The organism is Azonexus sp. GW821-FHT04F04 (assembly GCF_059420025.1).
This window is the reverse complement of sequence record NZ_JBWKSX010000007.1, coordinates 135,806-153,365: the sequence shown is the minus strand read 5'-3', so window position 1 is coordinate 153,365 and position 17,560 is coordinate 135,806. Positions and strand designations below refer to the sequence as shown.

At 63.1% G+C, this 17,560-nt stretch carries 17 protein-coding genes; 12 read left to right on the top strand and 5 right to left on the bottom strand.

All coding sequences use genetic code 11. The features are described 5' to 3' along the window. Positions 1-10: 10 nt before the first annotated feature. Positions 11-1,267, bottom strand: coding sequence for an MgtC/SapB family protein (locus AC07TV_RS14730; RefSeq protein ID WP_494649122.1), 1,257 nt, complete (start codon positions 1,265-1,267; stop codon positions 11-13). 41 nt (positions 1,268-1,308) lie between these two features. Between AC07TV_RS14730 and ispD the strand changes: the two genes are divergently transcribed. The 3 genes from ispD to thpR are packed head-to-tail and all read left to right on the top strand — an operon-like array spanning position 1,309 to position 3,060. Beyond that, positions 1,309-1,995 carry a 2-C-methyl-D-erythritol 4-phosphate cytidylyltransferase gene (gene ispD / locus AC07TV_RS14725; RefSeq protein WP_494649121.1) on the top strand — a complete coding sequence of 229 codons (687 nt, stop codon included), beginning with the start codon at positions 1,309-1,311 and terminating at the stop codon, positions 1,993-1,995. Beyond that, entirely contained in the window at positions 1,992-2,474 is a 483-nt protein-coding gene (ispF, locus tag AC07TV_RS14720) for a 2-C-methyl-D-erythritol 2,4-cyclodiphosphate synthase (protein WP_494649120.1), read from the top strand. Before ispD ends, ispF begins: the two co-directional genes overlap by 4 nt. Next, a complete protein-coding gene (thpR, locus tag AC07TV_RS14715) occupies positions 2,464-3,060 on the top strand; it encodes an RNA 2',3'-cyclic phosphodiesterase (protein WP_494649119.1) in 597 nt (198 codons plus the stop codon). The genes ispF and thpR overlap by 11 nt, the downstream gene beginning before the upstream one ends. On the opposite strand, the gene AC07TV_RS14710 is transcribed toward thpR, so the two are convergent. Next, on the bottom strand, positions 3,050-4,348 hold the full coding sequence (locus tag AC07TV_RS14710) for an ATP-binding protein (RefSeq protein WP_494649220.1): 1,299 nt from the start codon (positions 4,346-4,348) through the stop codon (positions 3,050-3,052). The genes thpR and AC07TV_RS14710 overlap by 11 nt on opposite strands. Positions 4,349-4,359: 11 nt before the next feature. Continuing rightward, on the bottom strand, positions 4,360-5,088 hold the full coding sequence (gene ompR / locus AC07TV_RS14705) for an osmolarity response regulator transcription factor OmpR (RefSeq protein WP_494649118.1): 729 nt from the start codon (positions 5,086-5,088) through the stop codon (positions 4,360-4,362). 159 nt (positions 5,089-5,247) lie between these two features. Here ompR and AC07TV_RS14700 point away from each other — a divergent pair, with 159 nt between their 5' ends. From AC07TV_RS14700 to AC07TV_RS14685, 4 genes are read left to right on the top strand one after another with little or no spacing between them, the layout of a single operon-like run. Next, positions 5,248-5,568, top strand: coding sequence for a hypothetical protein (locus tag AC07TV_RS14700; RefSeq protein ID WP_494649116.1), 321 nt, complete (start codon positions 5,248-5,250; stop codon positions 5,566-5,568). 38 nt (positions 5,569-5,606) lie between these two features. Next, positions 5,607-6,296, top strand: coding sequence for a tRNA (adenosine(37)-N6)-threonylcarbamoyltransferase complex dimerization subunit type 1 TsaB (gene tsaB / locus AC07TV_RS14695; protein ID WP_494649115.1), 690 nt, complete (start codon positions 5,607-5,609; stop codon positions 6,294-6,296). Then, positions 6,293-6,754, top strand: coding sequence for a ribosomal protein S18-alanine N-acetyltransferase (rimI, locus tag AC07TV_RS14690; RefSeq protein ID WP_494649114.1), 462 nt, complete (start codon positions 6,293-6,295; stop codon positions 6,752-6,754). Before tsaB ends, rimI begins: the two co-directional genes overlap by 4 nt. After that, on the top strand, positions 6,751-7,554 hold the full coding sequence (locus AC07TV_RS14685) for a uracil-DNA glycosylase (protein WP_494649112.1): 804 nt from the start codon (positions 6,751-6,753) through the stop codon (positions 7,552-7,554). Before rimI ends, AC07TV_RS14685 begins: the two co-directional genes overlap by 4 nt. Positions 7,555-7,615: 61 nt before the next feature. Here AC07TV_RS14685 and lplT read toward each other — a convergent pair whose 3' ends face one another. Further along, the gene (gene lplT, locus AC07TV_RS14680; RefSeq protein WP_494649111.1) at positions 7,616-8,881 is read right to left on the bottom strand and encodes a lysophospholipid transporter LplT; all 1,266 of its coding nucleotides are present in this window, start codon (positions 8,879-8,881) and stop codon (positions 7,616-7,618) included. A 290-nt stretch (positions 8,882-9,171) separates the two neighbouring features. Between lplT and AC07TV_RS14675 the strand changes: the two genes are divergently transcribed. The 5 genes from AC07TV_RS14675 to AC07TV_RS14655 are packed head-to-tail and all read left to right on the top strand — an operon-like array spanning position 9,172 to position 17,145. After that, positions 9,172-10,074: a LysR family transcriptional regulator gene (locus AC07TV_RS14675; protein WP_494649110.1), complete on the top strand. Its 903-nt coding sequence runs from the start codon at positions 9,172-9,174 to the stop codon at positions 10,072-10,074. Next, entirely contained in the window at positions 10,071-11,183 is a 1,113-nt protein-coding gene (gene alr / locus AC07TV_RS14670) for an alanine racemase (protein WP_494649109.1), read from the top strand. Before AC07TV_RS14675 ends, alr begins: the two co-directional genes overlap by 4 nt. Further along, positions 11,183-12,544 carry a DNA repair protein RadA gene (radA, locus tag AC07TV_RS14665; protein WP_494649108.1) on the top strand — a complete coding sequence of 454 codons (1,362 nt, stop codon included), beginning with the start codon at positions 11,183-11,185 and terminating at the stop codon, positions 12,542-12,544. Before alr ends, radA begins: the two co-directional genes overlap by 1 nt. Positions 12,545-12,571: 27 nt before the next feature. Next, the gene (locus AC07TV_RS14660) at positions 12,572-14,659 is read left to right on the top strand and encodes a putative bifunctional diguanylate cyclase/phosphodiesterase (RefSeq protein WP_494649107.1); all 2,088 of its coding nucleotides are present in this window, start codon (positions 12,572-12,574) and stop codon (positions 14,657-14,659) included. Continuing rightward, entirely contained in the window at positions 14,656-17,145 is a 2,490-nt protein-coding gene (locus tag AC07TV_RS14655; RefSeq protein ID WP_494649106.1) for an ABC transporter permease, read from the top strand. The genes AC07TV_RS14660 and AC07TV_RS14655 overlap by 4 nt, the downstream gene beginning before the upstream one ends. On the opposite strand, the gene AC07TV_RS14650 is transcribed toward AC07TV_RS14655, so the two are convergent. After that, positions 17,142-17,540, bottom strand: coding sequence for an ATP-binding protein (locus AC07TV_RS14650; protein ID WP_494649105.1), 399 nt, complete (start codon positions 17,538-17,540; stop codon positions 17,142-17,144). The genes AC07TV_RS14655 and AC07TV_RS14650 overlap by 4 nt on opposite strands. Positions 17,541-17,560 lie beyond the last annotated feature (20 nt).

Sequence of the window (17,560 nt, the reverse complement as noted above, 5' to 3'; positions counted from 1 at the left end):
GGTCGACTCCTCAAAGAATGATCAGCCCGGCCACCATGCCGCCACCGATGGCGAACAGGCCGGGCAGGGCGTGACGGGCCAGTTTGCCGCCGCCGATGCTGAGGACCAGTCCGATCTTGAAGACCAGGTTGGCGAGCAGGGCCAGGGTGACGGCAATGACAGCGTCGCCGCTGACCACCTTGTCGAGGTTGAACATGCGCAAGGTGGACAGGACGCTGGCGTCGGCATCGGTCAGTCCCGACACCAGCGCCACGATGTACAGGCCGCTGCTGCCGGCGATGTCCTGCAGCCAGGCCGAGGCCAGTACCACGACGGCATAGAGCAGGCCGAAAGAAACGGCGGTACGCATTTCGGTCGGGTTCTTGACTTCCGGCATCGGCAAGTCACCGGCGTCGCTCAGTACCTTCCAGCGATACAGCGCCATGGCCACGCCGGGCACGATGCCGCAAGCGAAAACGATGGCGATCTGGGTTGCCAGGGTGGGGGCAACGACGCTGGCGACCAGCCAGAGACGGATCATGACCATGACGTTGGCGATCAGGATGACGATCGCCGACATGTGGATCAGGTCGGCATGATCGCGGGCGTGGCGCGAAAACATCATGGTTGTCGCGGTCGACGAGGCCAGACCGCCAAAAATGCCGAGCAGCGCCGCGCCGTGCCGGGCGCCGATGATGCGCAGGGCAAGGTAGCCGGACAGGGCGAGACCGGAGATCAGCACGACCATGTACCAGACCTGACGCGGATTGATCGCGTTGTACGGGCCGAAGTCCTCGCTCGGCAATATGGGCAGGATGACTAGCGAAAGCACGGCAAACTGCAGGATTGAGTTGATGTCCTTGGGCGTCGTCCGTTCGCTGAACTGGCGCAGTTCGGCCTTGAAATAAAGCAGTACGGTGGTCGTGATGGCGAGCATGACGGCCAGCGTCGAATAGCCGAACCAGACGGCAGCACCCAGCCCGTAGGTGACGATGATGGCCGCTTCCGAGGTGAAGCCGCGATATTGCTCTTCCTGCTGGGCGGAAAAGTTGGAGGCAATCATGCTCCCCGAGATAACGAGCAGACCGGCCACCAGCAGCCAAGGGCCGCCAGTTTTCTCGCCAAGCAGCGCAAAAAGGCAGCCAAGCATGGCGACCAAAGCAAACGTTCGCAAACCGGCCGCGGCGTCCGGACGCCGTTCGCGCTCCATGCCGATAAGCAGGCCAATGCCGAGCGCTGTGCCAAATGCCTCGACGGGGGCAGCCAGTTCCGGGACCACGAAGGTCATACGAATCCTCTTTTGCGATGGTTCTTAAGTAAAATTAAGCCATGCCACGCCATTACGCAATCGTTCCCGCTGCCGGCAGCGGTTCCCGCTTCGGAAGCGAGAAGCCCAAACAGTATCTCGACCTGCTCGGTCGCCCGCTGATTTTTCATACCCTGAAGGCTTTGACGGCTTGTCCGGACATCGAACGGGTGTGGGTCGTGCTGGCGCCGGACGACCCGTGGTGGCCGCGTTACGACTGGAGCGAACTTGGCGCCAAGCTCGAAACAGTGCGCTGCGGCGGGGCGACGCGGGCGGAGAGCGTGAGCAACGGATTGCGCGCCGCGGCGATGGTTGCCGCCGACGATGACTGGATTCTCGTGCACGATGCGGCGCGGCCCTGCCTGTCAGCCGCCATGCTCGATGCGCTTTTTGCCGAGCTGGCCAACGATCCGGTCGGCGGCATCCTCGCCGTGCCGGTCGCCGACACCATCAAGCGGGCCGATGCCGAGCAGCGCGTTGCCGCCACCGAACCGCGCGACGGTTTGTGGCAGGCGCAGACGCCGCAGATGTTTCGCTACGGTCAACTGGAAAAATCGCTCAAAAATGAAATGGCCGTCACTGACGAAGCCGGCGCCATCGAGGCCATGGGCCTCAAGCCGAAACTCGTGCGCGGCGATGCGACCAATCTGAAAGTCACCTATCCGGCCGACCTCGCCTTGGCCGCGATGATATTGAGGGCACGCAAATGAATTTCCGCGTCGGGCAGGGCTACGATGTGCACCAACTGGTCGAAGGCCGCAAGCTGATCCTTGGCGGTGTCGAAATCCCGCATTCGACCGGCCTGCTCGGTCATTCCGACGCCGATGCGCTGCTGCATGCCATCACCGATGCGCTGCTCGGCGCCGTCGGGCTCGGCGACATCGGCCGCCATTTTCCCGACACCGACCCGCGCTACAAGGGTGCCGACAGCCGCGTCCTGCTCCGTGCTGCCGTTGGGCTATTGGCCGAACGTGGCTGGCGGCCGGTCAATGTCGATGCGACGCTGATCGCCCAGCAACCCAAGCTCGCCCCGCACGCCGCGGCAATGGTCGCCAACGTCGCCGCCGACCTCGGTATTGCGGCCGACAGCGTCAATATCAAAGGCAAGACCAACGAGCGCCTGGGCTACCTCGGTCGCGAGGAAGCCATCGAGGCGCAGGCCATCGCGCTGGTCGAACGTGTCGGCTGAGGGCCGAAACCAGAAACAACCCAAACCGGCTGCGGCCAGAGTTTTCTTCGCCCTCTGGCCCTCGCCGGAGTTGGCCGAGCGCCTCGGCACCATCGCCGACGCCGCCGCCCTGTCGTTTGGCGGCCGCGCCACCCGCCGCGACACCATCCACTTGACGCTGGCCTTTCTCGGCAACGTTCCCGAAGCGCGTCTGCCCGAATTGTCGAAGGCTGTCGCCAGCCTTCGCGCCGCGCCTTTTGCCATCAACGTGAACCACCTTGGCTTCTGGGCGCACAACCATTTGCTGTGGGCTGGATGCAAGGCGCCGTCGGCGCCTCTGGACGTACTATCCAGCCAGTTGCGCAGGGCTTTGGCGCGGGCCGGATTCAGGGTCGGGGGCGAAGGCCGGGATTTTGTGCCTCATGTCACGCTGGTCCGCCGCGTACCGGAGGCCACCGCGCCGTCGGACAGCAACCCGCTTCCGTCGATTGCCCCCTTAATCTGGCGTAGCGAACGTTTCGTGCTGGTTCGCTCGATGCTGTCGGCGCTCGGCTCGTCCTACCGGATCATTGACGAATTCCCGCTGACCGCAGGCCTCAGCGCCTGATCGGCAGAACCAGGCGAACGAGCAGGCCGCCGCCGGGATTGGGCAGCAGATCGAGGTGTCCGTCGTGCAGCCTGGCGATGCGCTCGACGATGGCCAGCCCGAGTCCGGTGCCGGTGGCGTCGGTGCGGGCGTTCTCGAGCCGGGTGAAGGGACGTTTCAGGCGCTCGATCTCGTCCGGCGGAATGCCCGGCCCGCGATCTTTGATTTCCAGCCAAATTTCCCCGTTGACCGTAGCAGCCGACAAGGTGATCTCGCCACCGCCGTATTTGACGGCGTTGTCGATCAGGTTGGTCACGGCGCGGGTGATCGCCTTCGGGCGCAGCACCATTTCCGGCAGCGTCTCGATCGCCGCGGTCAGCGCGTGGCCAACGGAGCGCTGACGCTCGACAATGCTCGAAAGCAAGGCACCAAGATCGGTCGCCACGGCGGCCTCGCCGGATTCGGTCCGGGCGTAATCCATGAACTGCGAAATCACCGCTTCCATCTGTTCGATGTCGGCCACCACGGCTTGGCGGGCGCTATCGGCGACGCTCATTTCGGCCTCCAGACGCAACCGGGTGAGCGGCGTGCGCAGGTCGTGCGAGATGCCGGCCAGTACTTCGGAGCGGTCTTTTTCGTGACGTTCAAGATCGGCCGCCATGGCGTTGAAGGCGACGGCCAGACGACTCAGTTCCTCGGCGCCATCTTCCGGCAGCGGTGCGGGCATCTGACCGCGGCCGACCGTCTCGGCCGATCTGGCCATGGCCTTGAGCGGCCGGCTGATGCGCGAGGCGATCAGCCAGGCAACCGCCAGGGCCAGGACGACAGCGAGCAGGCCCCAGGCCAGCCAGTGGCTGGCGAAGTCGCGAGCGGCGCGCTCGCGCGGCAGGACCAGCCAGTATTCTTCTTCATCGGCATCGTCAAGGCGGAAACTGACCCAGAAGCCGGTCACTCCGTCGACGCTGGCGGCAATTCGCGTGTGATCGCCGAGGCGCGCCGTCAGCTCGCGTTGCAGGAGCCGGAAAAAGCGCGAATCGGGCATCGCTTCAATTTTGTCCTCCGGTTCGGCCGGCAGCAGGCGGATGCCTTCGCGTCTCGAGAATTCGTTGAACAGCCCGAGACGTTTCGCCGGTGCCGCGGCAAACAGCGAGGCGCGGATCAGGTTGACGGCAGACGCTGCCAGCTGGGCGGTTTCCCGCGCCCGCGGCTCGGCATCGATATGGCGGAACAGGCTGAGCCAGGCTGCCGTGGTCAGCAGCACCAGCATGGCGAGCAACAGGAAGGTGCGCGCCAGCAGCGTGCGTGGCATCAGCACCCGGACTATTCCTTGGCTGCGCCGTCCGGCACGAAGACGTAGCCGAAGCCCCAGACCGTCTGCAGATAGCGCGGCTGGGCCGGATCGGCTTCGATGAGTTTGCGCAGGCGGGAAACCTGGACGTCAATGGCGCGGTCGAACGGCCCCTGTTCGCGGCCACGGGCCAGGGTCATGAGCTTGTCGCGCGACAGCGGCTGGCGCGGGTGCTGGAGCAGCACCTTGAGCACGGCGAATTCGCCGGTGGTCAGGGCTTGCAGTTCATTGCCGCGGGTCAGCGTGCGGGCGGCGAGATCGACTTCGATGTTGCCGAAAGTGATTTTTTCCTGGTCGTCTTCCGGTGCGCCGGGTGGGCGGTTGCCCTGGCGGCGCAAGACGGCGTGGATGCGGGCGAGCAGTTCGCGCGGGTTGAAGGGTTTGGGCAGATAGTCGTCGGCACCCATTTCGAGGCCGACGATGCGGTCGATCTCGTCGCCCTTGGCGGTGAGCATGATGATCGGTGTCCGGTCGCCCTGGCCGCGCAGGCGGCGGCAGATGGTCAGCCCGTCTTCTCCCGGCATCATGAGGTCGAGGACGATCAGATGGTAATGTTCGCGGGCGCGCAGCTTGTCCATCTGCTGGCCGTCAGCGGCAGCCTTGACCTCGAAGCCCTGCTCGCCGAGGTAGCGGGTGAGCAGGTCACGCAGGCGGGCGTCGTCGTCGACGACAAGGATGTGTTGGTGTTGTTGTTCGTTCATGCTGGCAAGGATAATGGCGGACAGTGAATGGAACGCGGCAAATGGTAACAAGCTTTTGCCGGAGCGGGCCGTGAAACATATTCTTACATTTCGAAGTGCCTGTCGGGCGCCGCCAGATGGACAATGGTGGCATCTGAAACGCCTGTTGTAGTGCCTGCCATGAAACGTCTTATCGCCCTTTCACTGTTGCTGCTGAGCCTCCTGGGTTCGGCCGGTGGCGTCTGGGCGCAGCAAGGCAACTGGCGCGATCTGCCGCCGGAAGACCGGCGCCAGCTGCGTCAGCAGATGCGGGAACACTGGCAGCAGGAACGCGAAATCCGCCGTGAGGAAGGTGCCCCGCGCTGGCGTGATGTGCCGCCGGAAGACCGCCGCCGCCTGCGCGACGACATGCGCGAACAGCGCGCCTGGCAGGAGCAGCGCGGCTGGGGTGAGCAACGTGAACGGCGGGGCGATGGCCGCCGGGGCTGGCGCCGAGATTGAGTCCCGACTGGATCGCGCCTCCGGTAAAATGCCGGCCCATGCTGATCCTCGCTCTCGAAACTTCAACTGAACTTGGCTCCTGCGCGCTCTGGCGCGATGGTTTGGTGGCTGAACGCACCTGCCCGCCGGGCAAGTCTCATTCCGAAACCCTGTTGCCGCTGGTCCGCGAACTGCTGGCCGAAGCCGGCGTCAAGGTCGGGCAGCTCGATGCGATTGCTTTCGGCGTTGGTCCTGGCGCCTTTACCGGTTTGCGGGTTGCCTGTGGCGCGGCGCAGGGGCTGGCGGTAGCGACCAATCGGCCGCTGATTCCGGTGACCAGCCTTGAAACGATGGCCGCGCAGGCCGGTGCCGAGCGCGTCCTGGCCCTGCTCGACGCGCGCATGGGCGAGGTGTATTCGGGTAGCTATCAACTGATCGACGGCGCATACGTTCTGCAGGGCGACATTCGTGTATCGGCGCCGGATGCGGTCGGGCTACCATCCGAACCGGGCTGGATCGCCTGCGGCAATGCCATCGCCGCCTATCCGGTTTTGGTTGAGCGCCTGAGCGTCGCCAGCATCGCAGTTCAAGCGGATGTCTTGCCGACTGCCACCACCGTGGTACGTCTGGCTGCACCACGCGCAGCTCGTGGCGAAGGCATCGACGTCGCGCTGGCCGCACCGCTTTACATCCGTGACAAGGTGGCCAAGACGGTGGCCGAACGCCTTAGCGAAGGCGGGCGGGCTTGAGCGCCTTGAGCATTCCGGCCGAGTTTTTCCCGATGAACGAGCGCGACCTCGATGCGGTGGCGGCGCTCGAGGCTACCCTGCAAACCTTTCCGTGGTCGCGCGGCAATTTCGCCGATTCGCTGACGGCTGGCTACAGCGTCTGGGTGCTGCGCGTTGGTGGCGATCTGATCGGCTTTTCGGTGGTCATGCGCGTCATTGACGAGGCGCATTTGCTGACCATCGGCATCTGCAAGCGTTACCAGGGCCAGGGCTATGGCGCGCGCATGCTGCGCCATGCCATGGAGTGCGCCCGACTGGGTGGCGCGAGCAAGCTGTTTCTCGAGGTCAGGCCGTCCAACGAGCGGGCCGTCGAACTCTATCGTCACTTTGGATTTCACCAGATCGGCCTGCGCAAAGGCTATTATCCAGCGGTGATCGGGCGCGAGGATGCGCTGGTTTTTGATAAGGAATTGGCATGAGCCTGAGCCGAGAGCAGATGCTGGTTGAGATGGGCATTACGCCGATCTGGGTGCTGCGCGATACGGAACCAAGTGCACCTGTAGTCGAGGTCCGCGAACAAGCCGTAGCCCAACCGGAAGCTGGCGCTCCGGCGCCGAAACAGGCACCTGCCGTCGTGTCCGAGCCGGCCCCGGCAGCCAGGCCGGCGCCCGCTGTTGCGCTACGCCCGATGACGCCGGTCGATAACCTGAACTGGCCGGAACTGGCCAAGCAGGTTGCCGAATGCCGCGCCTGCCCGCTTTGCGAGCAACGCAAACAAGCCGTGCTCGGTGTTGGCGATCTCAATCCGGACTGGCTGTTCATCGGCGAAGGGCCGGGTGCCGAGGAGGACGTCAAGGGCGAACCTTTCGTCGGCCAGGCCGGCAAGTTGCTCGACGCCATGCTGGCTTCGCTCGATATCGCCCGTGGCAACCGGGTGTATATCGCCAACGCGGTCAAATGCCGGCCGCCCGGTAACCGGACGCCGGAAGCGGCCGAAATGGCGGCCTGCTGGCCGTATCTGGAACGGCAGATCGCGCTGCTCAAGCCGAAGATCATCGTCCTGCTCGGCAAGGCCGCCGTCCATGCGGTGCTGCACGACGACAAGTCACTGGCCACGCTGCGCGGCAAGCGTTACGAATACGCGGGAATCCCGCTGGTGGTGACTTATCACCCGGCCTATCTGTTGCGCAATTTGCCGGACAAGGCGAAGGCCTGGGAAGATCTGCTCTTCGCCCGCCGTCTGCTGTGTGAAGCGGCGGCGCCTGAACTGCCGTTCTAGGCGCCTACAGCAGATTTCATTTTTGGCCGTTTTTCCCGGTTGACCGTGGAAACGGCGGAACTCAGTGGTGTGACGAGTCGTCCAGATGCTGGACGTCGTCCTGCTGCGCCTGGTTGGCCAGATGGCGCAGGCGGATCATGTACATCAGGCCGCTGACGAATAGCCCGAAGAGGGTGACCACCCAATAGATCGACAGATCCATCTTGACCATCAGGTAGTACAGCCCGGTCATGATCAGGATTGAGATGTTTTCGTTGAAATTCTGTACGGCGATCGAGTGGCCGGCACCCATCAGGATGTGGCCGCGGTGCTGGAGCAGGGCGTTCATCGGCACGACGAAGAAGCCGGACAGGCCGCCGATCAGGATGAGCAGCGGCACGGCCAGCCATATTTCATGAACGAAGTTCATGATCAGTACGATGAGGCCCATGGCGATGCCGAGGGGGATGACGCGGACCGACTTGCGCAGGGTGATGAACTTGGCGGCCATGATGGCGCCGACCGCGACGCCGACGGCGACCACGCCCTGAAGCATCGAGGCTTTGGACAGACCCAGGCCAAGGGCGGTTTCCGACCATTTGATCACAATGAATTGCAACGTGGCGCCGGCACCCCAGAACAGCGTGGTGACGGCTAGCGAAATCTGGCCAAGCCGATCGCGCCAGAGCAGCGACAGGCAGTGATTGAATTCGTGGATCAGGTAGATCGGATTCTTTTTGAGTGCCTTGTGATCGACGCCGGTGTCGGGAATATAAAGATTGAACACGGCGGCGAGAATGTAGAGTACGGCAACGACCGAGAGGGCCATTTCACCGATGCTGTCGACACCGGTGTCGATGACCGGGAAGTCGAAGGCGAGCAGGTGCTGGGCGATCTCCGGGCGGATCAGGGTGCCGCCGATAACGACGCCGAGGATGATGGCGCCGACGGTCAAGCCTTCGATCCAGCCGTTGGCGACGACAAGCAGGCGGTGCGGCAGGTATTCGGTCAGGATGCCGTACTTGGCCGGCGAGTAGGCGGCGGCGCCGAGGCCGACGACAGCGTAGGCGAGCAGTGGATGGGCGCCGAAGAACATCATGCTGCAGCCGATGATCTTGATGCCGTTGCTGATCAGCATGACCCGGCCCTTGGGCATCGAGTCGGCAAAGGCGCCGACGAAGGCGGCGAGCACGACGTAGGAAACAGTGAAGAAGGTCTTGAGCAGCGGTTCGTATTCCGACGGCGCCTGCATCTCGCGCAGCGCGGCGATGGCGGCAATCAGCAGGGCGTTGTCAGCCAGCGCGGAAAAAAACTGCGCGGCCATGATGATGTAGAAGCCGAACGGCACGAAATATTTGTCTCTTATATGACTTTGGGCGAGGTTTATACCACGCTGAGAATTCGGCGCAAGGCTTGCGCGATCGTCGCCGTTATGCATCGTTGCGCCAGCCCCGGTCAAATCATTCAAGCCTATGGAGCGCCGGTTAAGGCTTGATGACAGTTGGTCAATGTGGCCTGCGCTGCCATTATTTGCGGCTGCCACGGTCAACCGGAAATTTTGCCCAAAATCGAAGTTGCCCGCCGGAAGGTCGGCGGAATGTGATTGAATATCGGCCGCACCCCTCCAGGAGAGAAATCATGGCTGACCGGCGCTTGCAGGTCTTTCATGCCGTCGCAAAACATCTGAGCTTTACGCGGGCGGCCGACGCCTTGTTCATGACGCAGCCGGCCGTCACCTTCCAGATCAAGCAACTGGAAGAGCAGTACGGCACACGTCTGTTCGAGCGGCGGCACGGCGGCATTTCGCTGACGCCGGCCGGCGAGATGGTGCTCTCATACGCTGAAAAAATCCTCGCCCTGTCCGATGAAATGGAGACGCGGCTGTCCGAAATGACCGGCGAAATGCGTGGCCCGCTGCTTGTCGGGGCCAGCACGACCATCGCCGAGTTCATGTTGCCGCGCGTCCTCGGCGAATTCAACGCGGCCTACCCGCAGGTCCGTGCCCGACTCATTGTCGCCAACTCGGAAAGCATCGAGAGCCAGGTGGCCGAACATACCCTTGACGTCGGGCTGATTGAAGTTCCGGCCAAGCTCGCCGGGCTGACCAGCCAGATCTGCTGCGAAGACGAATTGCTGGTCATCTGTGCGCCCGACTACCCGCTGGCCGGCATGAAATCGGTAACGCCGAAAGCGCTGGCTGAATACGAATACATTTCACGCGAGCCGGGGTCGGGGACGCGGGAGATCACCGATGCCTATTTTCTCGCCCACAAGGTACCGCCGGACAACCTCAAGACGCAGATGGAGCTGGGCAGTCCCGAGTCGCTGAAAGGCGTCGTGTCCACCGGCCTCGGTTTCGCCATCGTGCCGAAGGCCGTTGTCGCCAAGGAAATCCAGCTCGGCGAACTGCTCGCCATCCGGCTCAACCCACCGCTCAAACGCAGCCTCTACCTGGTTTCCCCGAAGGATCGTTTCCAGTCCCGGCTGACTGGCACCTTTATTGAATTCACCCGCGTAAAACTGAAAGAAATGGCTTCATGAAAACCTCACGTCCCATTCGTGCGCGCATCGCGCTGGCGGCGATCCTCCATAACTACCGGCTGGCCAAAAGCCATGCCCCGCAAGCCAAGGCCTGGGCTGTCGTCAAGGCCAATGCTTACGGCCACGGCCAGTGGCGCGCTGTTGAAGCGCTGCGCGGCGAAGCGGACGGTTTCGCCCTGCTCGAATGCGAAAATGCCGTTGCCCTGCGCGAAGCCGGCGTTACCCAGCCCATCCTGTTGCTCGAAGGCGTGTTCAGTGCGCGCGATGTGCGGGCCGTCATCGAACATCGGCTGACCTGCGTCGTCCATTGCCTCGAACAGCTCGAATTGCTCGTGCGTAACGGCCAGTTTACATCGCCCGTTTCGCTCTATCTGAAGCTCAACACCGGCATGAACCGCCTTGGTTTCACGCCACAAACGCTGGGCAAGGCCTGGGAAATCCTCCAGCAACTGCCGCAGATTGAAGTCACGCTGATGACCCATTTTGCCGAAGCCGATGGCGAGCGTGGCGTCAGCGAACAGCTTGAGCGTTTTTACCAAATGGCTGGCGACTGGTCCAGCCCGATTTGCCTGGCCAACTCGGCGGCCATCCTGAGCCATCCGCAAACGCACGGCGACTGGGTGCGGCCGGGCATCATGCTCTACGGCGCCAGCCCGTTTGCCGGGGTCAACGCTGAGTCGCTCGGTTTGCAACCGGTGATGACGCTGGAGAGCGCCATCATTGGCGTGCAGGATCTGGTGGCCGGCGACCGCGTTGGTTACGGCGGCACCTTCACGGCCGACAGGCCGATGCGCATCGGCGTTGTGGCCTGCGGCTATGCCGACGGCTACCCGCGCCACGCGCCGAGCGGTACGCCGATCGCTGTCATGGGAAAACAGACGAAGACCGTCGGCCGCGTCTCGATGGACATGCTGGCCTGCGACCTGACTGACATTCCCGAAGCGGGCATCGGCGCCCCGGTTACCCTGTGGGGCGAGGGCATCGCCGGCCGCGTGGCGGCCGACGATGTCGCCGCGGCGGCCGGGACCATCGCCTATGAACTGTTCTGCGCCCTGGCGCCCCGCGTCCCGGTCAGCCTGGACGATACTGCTGCGGTCAACCGGAAATAATGGCCAAAATCAAAACGATTTACAGTTGCACCGAATGCGGCGCGACCAGTCCGAAATGGCAGGGGCAGTGCCCGGGTTGCAACGAATGGAACACCTTGGTCGAAACCGTCGCCGAAAAGGCGCCGACCAACAGCCGCTTCGAGTCGCTGGCCCCGACAGCCCGGCTGCAGAACCTCTCGGAAATCGAAGCGCGTGAAGTGGACCGCATCGCCACCGGCGTCGGCGAATTCGACCGGGCGCTCGGTGGTGGGCTGGTCAATGGCGCCGTTGTCCTGATCGGCGGCGATCCCGGCATCGGCAAGAGCACGCTGCTCCTGCAGGCTCTGGCCCACCTGTCGCTCGACAACAAGGTGCTCTACGTCAGCGGCGAGGAATCCGGCGAACAGGTGGCCTTGCGCGCCCGTCGTCTTGGCCTCGACACCCGGCGCCTGCAATTGATGGCTGAAATCAACCTGGAACGTATCCTGGCCACGCTACAGGCTGAAAAGCCGACGGTGGCGGTCATCGATTCGATCCAGACGCTGTGGTCCGATCATCTCTCCAGCGCTCCCGGTTCGGTCGCCCAGGTCCGCGAATGCGCCGCACAACTGACCCGGCTGGCCAAGCAGGCCGGCATCACGGTCATCCTCGTCGGTCACGTGACGAAGGAGGGCGCGCTGGCCGGGCCGCGCGTGCTCGAACACATCGTCGATACGGTGCTCTATTTCGAGGGCGATACCCATTCGAGCTTCCGCCTGGTGCGTGCGGTCAAGAACCGCTTCGGCGCAGTCAATGAAATTGGCGTTTTTGCCATGACGGAAACCGGCCTGAAAGGCGTCAGCAATCCATCGGCGCTATTTCTGTCGCAGCACGGGCAGGACGTGGCCGGCTCGTGCGTGATGGTGACGCAGGAAGGCACGCGACCGCTACTCGTCGAAATCCAGGCGCTGGTTGATACATCACACGGCAACCCACGTCGGCTGACGGTCGGCCTCGATCCGCAACGGCTGGCCATGCTGCTGGCTGTTTTGCATCGTCATGCCGGCATCGTCTGCTTCGATCAGGACGTCTTCGTCAACGCTGTCGGTGGCGTCAAGATTACCGAACCGGCGGCCGATTTGGCGGTGCTGTTGTCGATAACATCATCGTTAAAAAACAAGCCATTGCCGTCCAAACTTATAGTGTTTGGTGAGGTTGGTCTGGCGGGCGAGATCCGTCCCGCACCTCGCGGGCAGGAGCGTTTGAAGGAAGCCGCCAAGCTCGGTTTTACGCGCGCCCTGATCCCCGATGCAAACCGTCCCAAACAGGGCATTCCGGGTATGGAGGTCATAGCCGTAAAACGCGTCGAAGAGGCGGTGGCGCGGATACGCGAGATGGAATAAGCTGGCCGGATAATTCTTTCGGTCTATATGTTCAATCTTTCGCGTTATTTCTCGACGGTCAGTTTCATCCTCATCGTGCTGGCGGCCGGATTGCTCGGGCCGCTCTACCAGAAGCTCTCGCTGCAGCAAATGCAGGATCTGGCCGAGGGACGCAATGTCGCCATGGCGCAGGTGTTCCAGAATTCGCTGCGCAATTCGCTGGATGCGCTGATGAGTGACTCGGTCGGCCGCGACGTCGAATCTCTCACGCAATCCGAAGAGGCTCGCCGCCTCCACGCCAGCGTCCTTGAATTGATGCGCGATACCTCGGTCATTCGGGTCAAGATTTACAACCGCATCGGCAGTACCGTGTTTTCAACCGATGCCAGTCAAATCGGCGAAAGTCGCCTCGACAATCCCGGCTTCCGGGCTGCAATCAGCGGCACAATTGCCAGCGAACTGACGCACCGCGACAGCATGAACAGCCTGGATGGAACGCTGTCCGAGGTCGATGTCCTGGCGAGCCATATTCCCATCCGCGGCAAGGACCAGTCGGTTGAAGGAGTTTTCGAGCTGTATCAGGACGTCTCGCCATTTGTCAGCCAATTGCATCGCAATATGTGGTTGGTTACCGGTGGCGTGGCGCTGGTTTTTGCTGCGCTCTATCTCATGCAGTTTCTCGTTGTCCGGCGTGCCCAGGGCATTCTGGAGGATCAGGAAGGGCGGATTGCGGCCGCCCGCGACACGCTCGAAATTCAGGTTGCGGCCCGCACCGACGAGCTCAAGCGAACCAATACACAGCTCGAAGGCGAGATCGTCGAGCGCCGGCAGGCGCAGAGCAAGCTTAACTATCTTGCCTACCACGATCCGCTGACCGGACTCTCCAACCGCCGCAGCTTCATCGAGCGGCTGGAAGAAAGCCTGCGCGAATCGGCCCGGCATGGCGAGCGGCTTGCCGTACTCTTCATCGATCTCGACCAGTTCAAGCAGGTCAACGATTCGCTCGGCCACGGCGTCGGCGACGAATTGCTGGTTTCGGTGGCGGCGCGGCTGTCCGAGCATGTCCGCCTGATCGACATGCTGGCCCGGCTTGGCGGCGACGAGTTCATCTGCTTGATGGAAGGTGTACGCAGCGAAGACGAAGTCGAAATGCTCGCCCGCGAAATCATCGGAGCCTTCGAATACCCCTTCAAACTGGAGGACCACGAGCTATTCCTGACGGCTTCGGTCGGAATCTGCCTTTCCCCCGGAGATGGCGACAGCGTGCTCGATCTGCTACGCAATGCCGACACGGCGATGTATCGGGCCAAGGCTCTGGGGCGCGGCAATTTCCATTTTTATACGCCTGAGATGACGCGAGACGCGCAGGAGCGAATCCGCATGGAAAACCTGTTGCGCCGGGCGCTCGACAACGGCGAACTGTCGGTGCATCTGCAACCCCAGGTCGAGACCAGCAGTGGCCGGCTGGTCGGTGCCGAAGCCCTGGTGCGCTGGAACAGCCCTGAACTGGGTCTGGTCATGCCGATGCGCTTCATTCCGCTGGCCGAGGATTCGGGGTTGATCGTCGGGCTTGGCAACTGGGTGTTGCGCGAAACCTGCAGGCAGGTCATGCAATGGCGCAAGAGCGGATTCGATTTGCCGCAGGTGTCGGTCAATCTTTCAGCCAAACAACTGGAACGCCCCGAATTTGTTGATGTTCTCGGCCAGATTCTCGACGAAACCGGCATGGATGCGACCAGCCTCAAACTCGAGCTGACCGAGTCGGTGGTCATGGCCGTTGGCGATGCCTTTGACTTGCTCGCCCGTCTGCGTGACCTCGGCATCAGCCTGTCGCTCGACGATTTCGGGACCGGCTATTCGTCGCTCAGCTATCTGAAAATGTTGCCTGTTCAACAATTGAAAATCGACAAATCCTTTATCGATGGAATCGGCAAGAACAGGGGTGACGAGGCAATCATCAGAACGGTCATGGAACTCGCCCGCAGCCTTGATTTTGAGGTGGTTGCCGAAGGCGTCGAGACGCTCGAGCAGTCGGAATTTCTGGCCGGACTCGGCTGCGAACAACTGCAGGGCCATTTGCACGGAAAAGCTGTGCCGGCACCGGAGTTCCGGGCCCGCTGGTCGGTACGCCCATGATCGCCGCCCACGCCTGGCGCACGCTCGGCCGCGAGTTGCGCTCCGGCGAGCTTCGCCTGCTCTTCGCGGCACTGGCCATCGCCGTTGCCGCTGTCACCGCCGTCGGCTTCTTTGCCGATCGGGTCCGTCTGGCGCTGGAGCGCGAGGCGCAGCAGATGATGGGCGGTGACCTCATCCTCATCGCCGATCACGCCCTGCCTGCAGCTTATGCCGCCGAGGCCCGCCGACGTGGCCTCAAGCTGGCCGAAACGCGGGGTTTTCCGAGCATGGTCATCGGCCCCGAACAGGCGCAACTGGCCGATATCAAGGCGGTCAGCCCGGGTTATCCGCTGCGCGGCCGGGTTGAAACCAGCCAGCGGGCTGGCGAGGAGGGAGCTCCCGCCGAAGGAGGTCCGGCCGTTGGATCTGTTTGGCTGGACGAACGGCTCTCGGCGGCACTTCAGGTCGTCCCGGGTGGATCGGTGACGGTCGGCGCGCAAAAACTGCAAGTGGCGGCCATCCTGACCCGCGAGCCGGACCGGGGCGTCAATTTCTTCAGTCTGGCGCCGCGGCTCATGATGCACGCCGACGACCTGCCGGCTACCGGCCTGATCCAGCCCGGCGCGCGCATCCGCTACAGCCTGCTGGCGGCCGGCGAGGCCAAGGCGGTGGCCGGTTATCAAGGCTGGCTGACGCAACGTCTTGAGCGTGGCGAACGGCTCGAAGATACGCGCAATGCCCGGCCGGAAATCCGTGGCGCTCTGGACAGGGCCGAGCGGTTTTTGGGCCTGTCGACGGTGTTGACCGTGGTACTGGCGGCTGTCGCTGCGGCCATGGCTGCACGGCGTTACATGCAGCGCCATCTCGATGCCTGTGCCGTCATGCGCTGCCTGGGCATGACTCAAGATGGATTGCTTCGCCTGCATGGCTGGCTGTTTCTCTGGCTGGCCTTGCTGGCCGCTGTTGTCGGTAGCATCGTCGGCTATGCCGCGCATTTCGTGCTGATTTACTGGCTGTCCGCCTTGCTCGTTCTCGACCTTCCGGCCCCCGGCTGGTTGCCGCTGGCCGGTGGGCTGGGCGTCGCCGGCGTCTTGCTCTTCGGCTTCGCTTTCCCGCCGCTCATGCAACTGGCCAGTGTGCCAACTCTGCGCGTCATGCGCCGCGAACTCGGTCCGCCACAGGCGTCGTCGCTCGGCGGCTACGCCCTTGGGCTGGTCCTGCTGGCCGGCCTGATCATCTGGGTGGCTGGCGATATCCGGCTCGGCGCCTATGCCGTCGGCGGCTTTGTCGTTGCCCTCGGCAGCTTTGGGGTCATCGCCCGGCTGATCATCGCGACCATTGCCCGTCTGCGTGGCGGGGCCGGTTTCGGCTGGCGACAGGGACTGGCCAGCCTGACCCGCCATGCGGCATCGAGCGCGGTGCAAATCGTCGCACTGGCCATCGGCTTGATGGCCATGCTGCTGCTAACCGTGATTCGTGCCGAATTGCTCGATGCCTGGCAACAATCGGTGCCGGCCGACGCACCGAATCGCTTCGTCATCAATATCCAGCCCGACCAGCGCCAACCCGTAGCCGACATGCTGCGCGCCAGCGGCATCGAGGCTGAGCTGTTGCCAATGGTCCGTGCCCGCCTGATCCGGATTGGTGGCAAGGAAGTCAGCCCGGCCAGTTTTCCCGAAGACGAACGCGCCCAGCGCCTGATCGAACGGGAATTCAACCTGTCGTGGCGCAGCGATCTGCCCGCCGGCAACCGGGTTACGGCCGGGCGCTGGTTCGCGCCGGATGAAGCCGGGCAGGGCCTGGCCTCGGTTGAAGATGGCCTGGCCAAGACCTTGGGCATCCAGCTCGGAGATGAGCTGGTGTTTACGGTTGCCGGCGTCGAAAAACGGGTAATAACCAGCAGCCTGCGCAAGCTGTCCTGGGATTCGATGCGCGTCAATTTCTTTGTCCTGACGCCGCCTGGCGTCATTGAAGATGCGCCGGCCAGCTACATCACCAGCTTCCATCTGCCGACCGAACGGGCTGATGCCGCATCCGAACTGGTCCGGCGATTTCCCGGTCTGACGATGATCGATGTTGGCGCCATCCTGCGCCAGTTGCAGGGGGTTATCGGTCAGGTGGCCGGCGCCGTGCAGTTCGTGTTTGTTTTTGCCTTGCTGGCTGGTGGCATTGTTCTGTATTCGGCCTTGCTGACCAGTTTCGACGAGCGGCGCTACGAACTGGCGGTGATGCGCTCGCTGGGTGCCCAACGGGCGCAACTGCGTCAGGCCATGCTGGTCGAACTCGGTGTCATTGGCAGCGTCGCCGGGTTGATGGCGGCCATCGGCGCCATGCTGCTCGGGCGCATTGTCGGCCAGCAGGCGTTTCAGCTGGATTTGTCGTTCGGCCTCTGGTTGCCGGCGCTATCGACTGTTGGCGGCGGTTTTCTGGCAGTAGTCATTGGCTGGCTGGCGGTTCGCCAGTTGATCGCCACGCCGCCCTTGCTGGCCTTGCGCAACGGCGCCTAAAACTCGATTTCGGTGATGTTGCGCTGCCCCAGCCGCTGGTAGCGGATGGCTTTGCTCATGCCGTGGATCAGCCCGAGGCCCTGACCACCGATTTCCGCGGTCAACCGGAAATTTTGCCCAAATTCGGAATGGTCAAAAGGCAGCGCATCGTCCTCGTAGCGCAGGGTCAGGACACCGTCGTTGCGGCCCAGGGCGAGGCTAACCTTGTGCTCGCTGTCACCATGGTGGCCGTGGGTGATCGTGTTGGTGAACAGCTCTTCGATGACCAGTTGCAGGCGCAGCGAATCGTCAGCGGCAATGCCCAGGCCAACCGCCAAGTCCGCCACCCAAGCCATCAGCCCGGGAAGCTCCGCATAGCGCGCGCTGACGGAAATGTCCGTAAAATGTGCAGTCATCGAATCATCAAGGTTTTCGC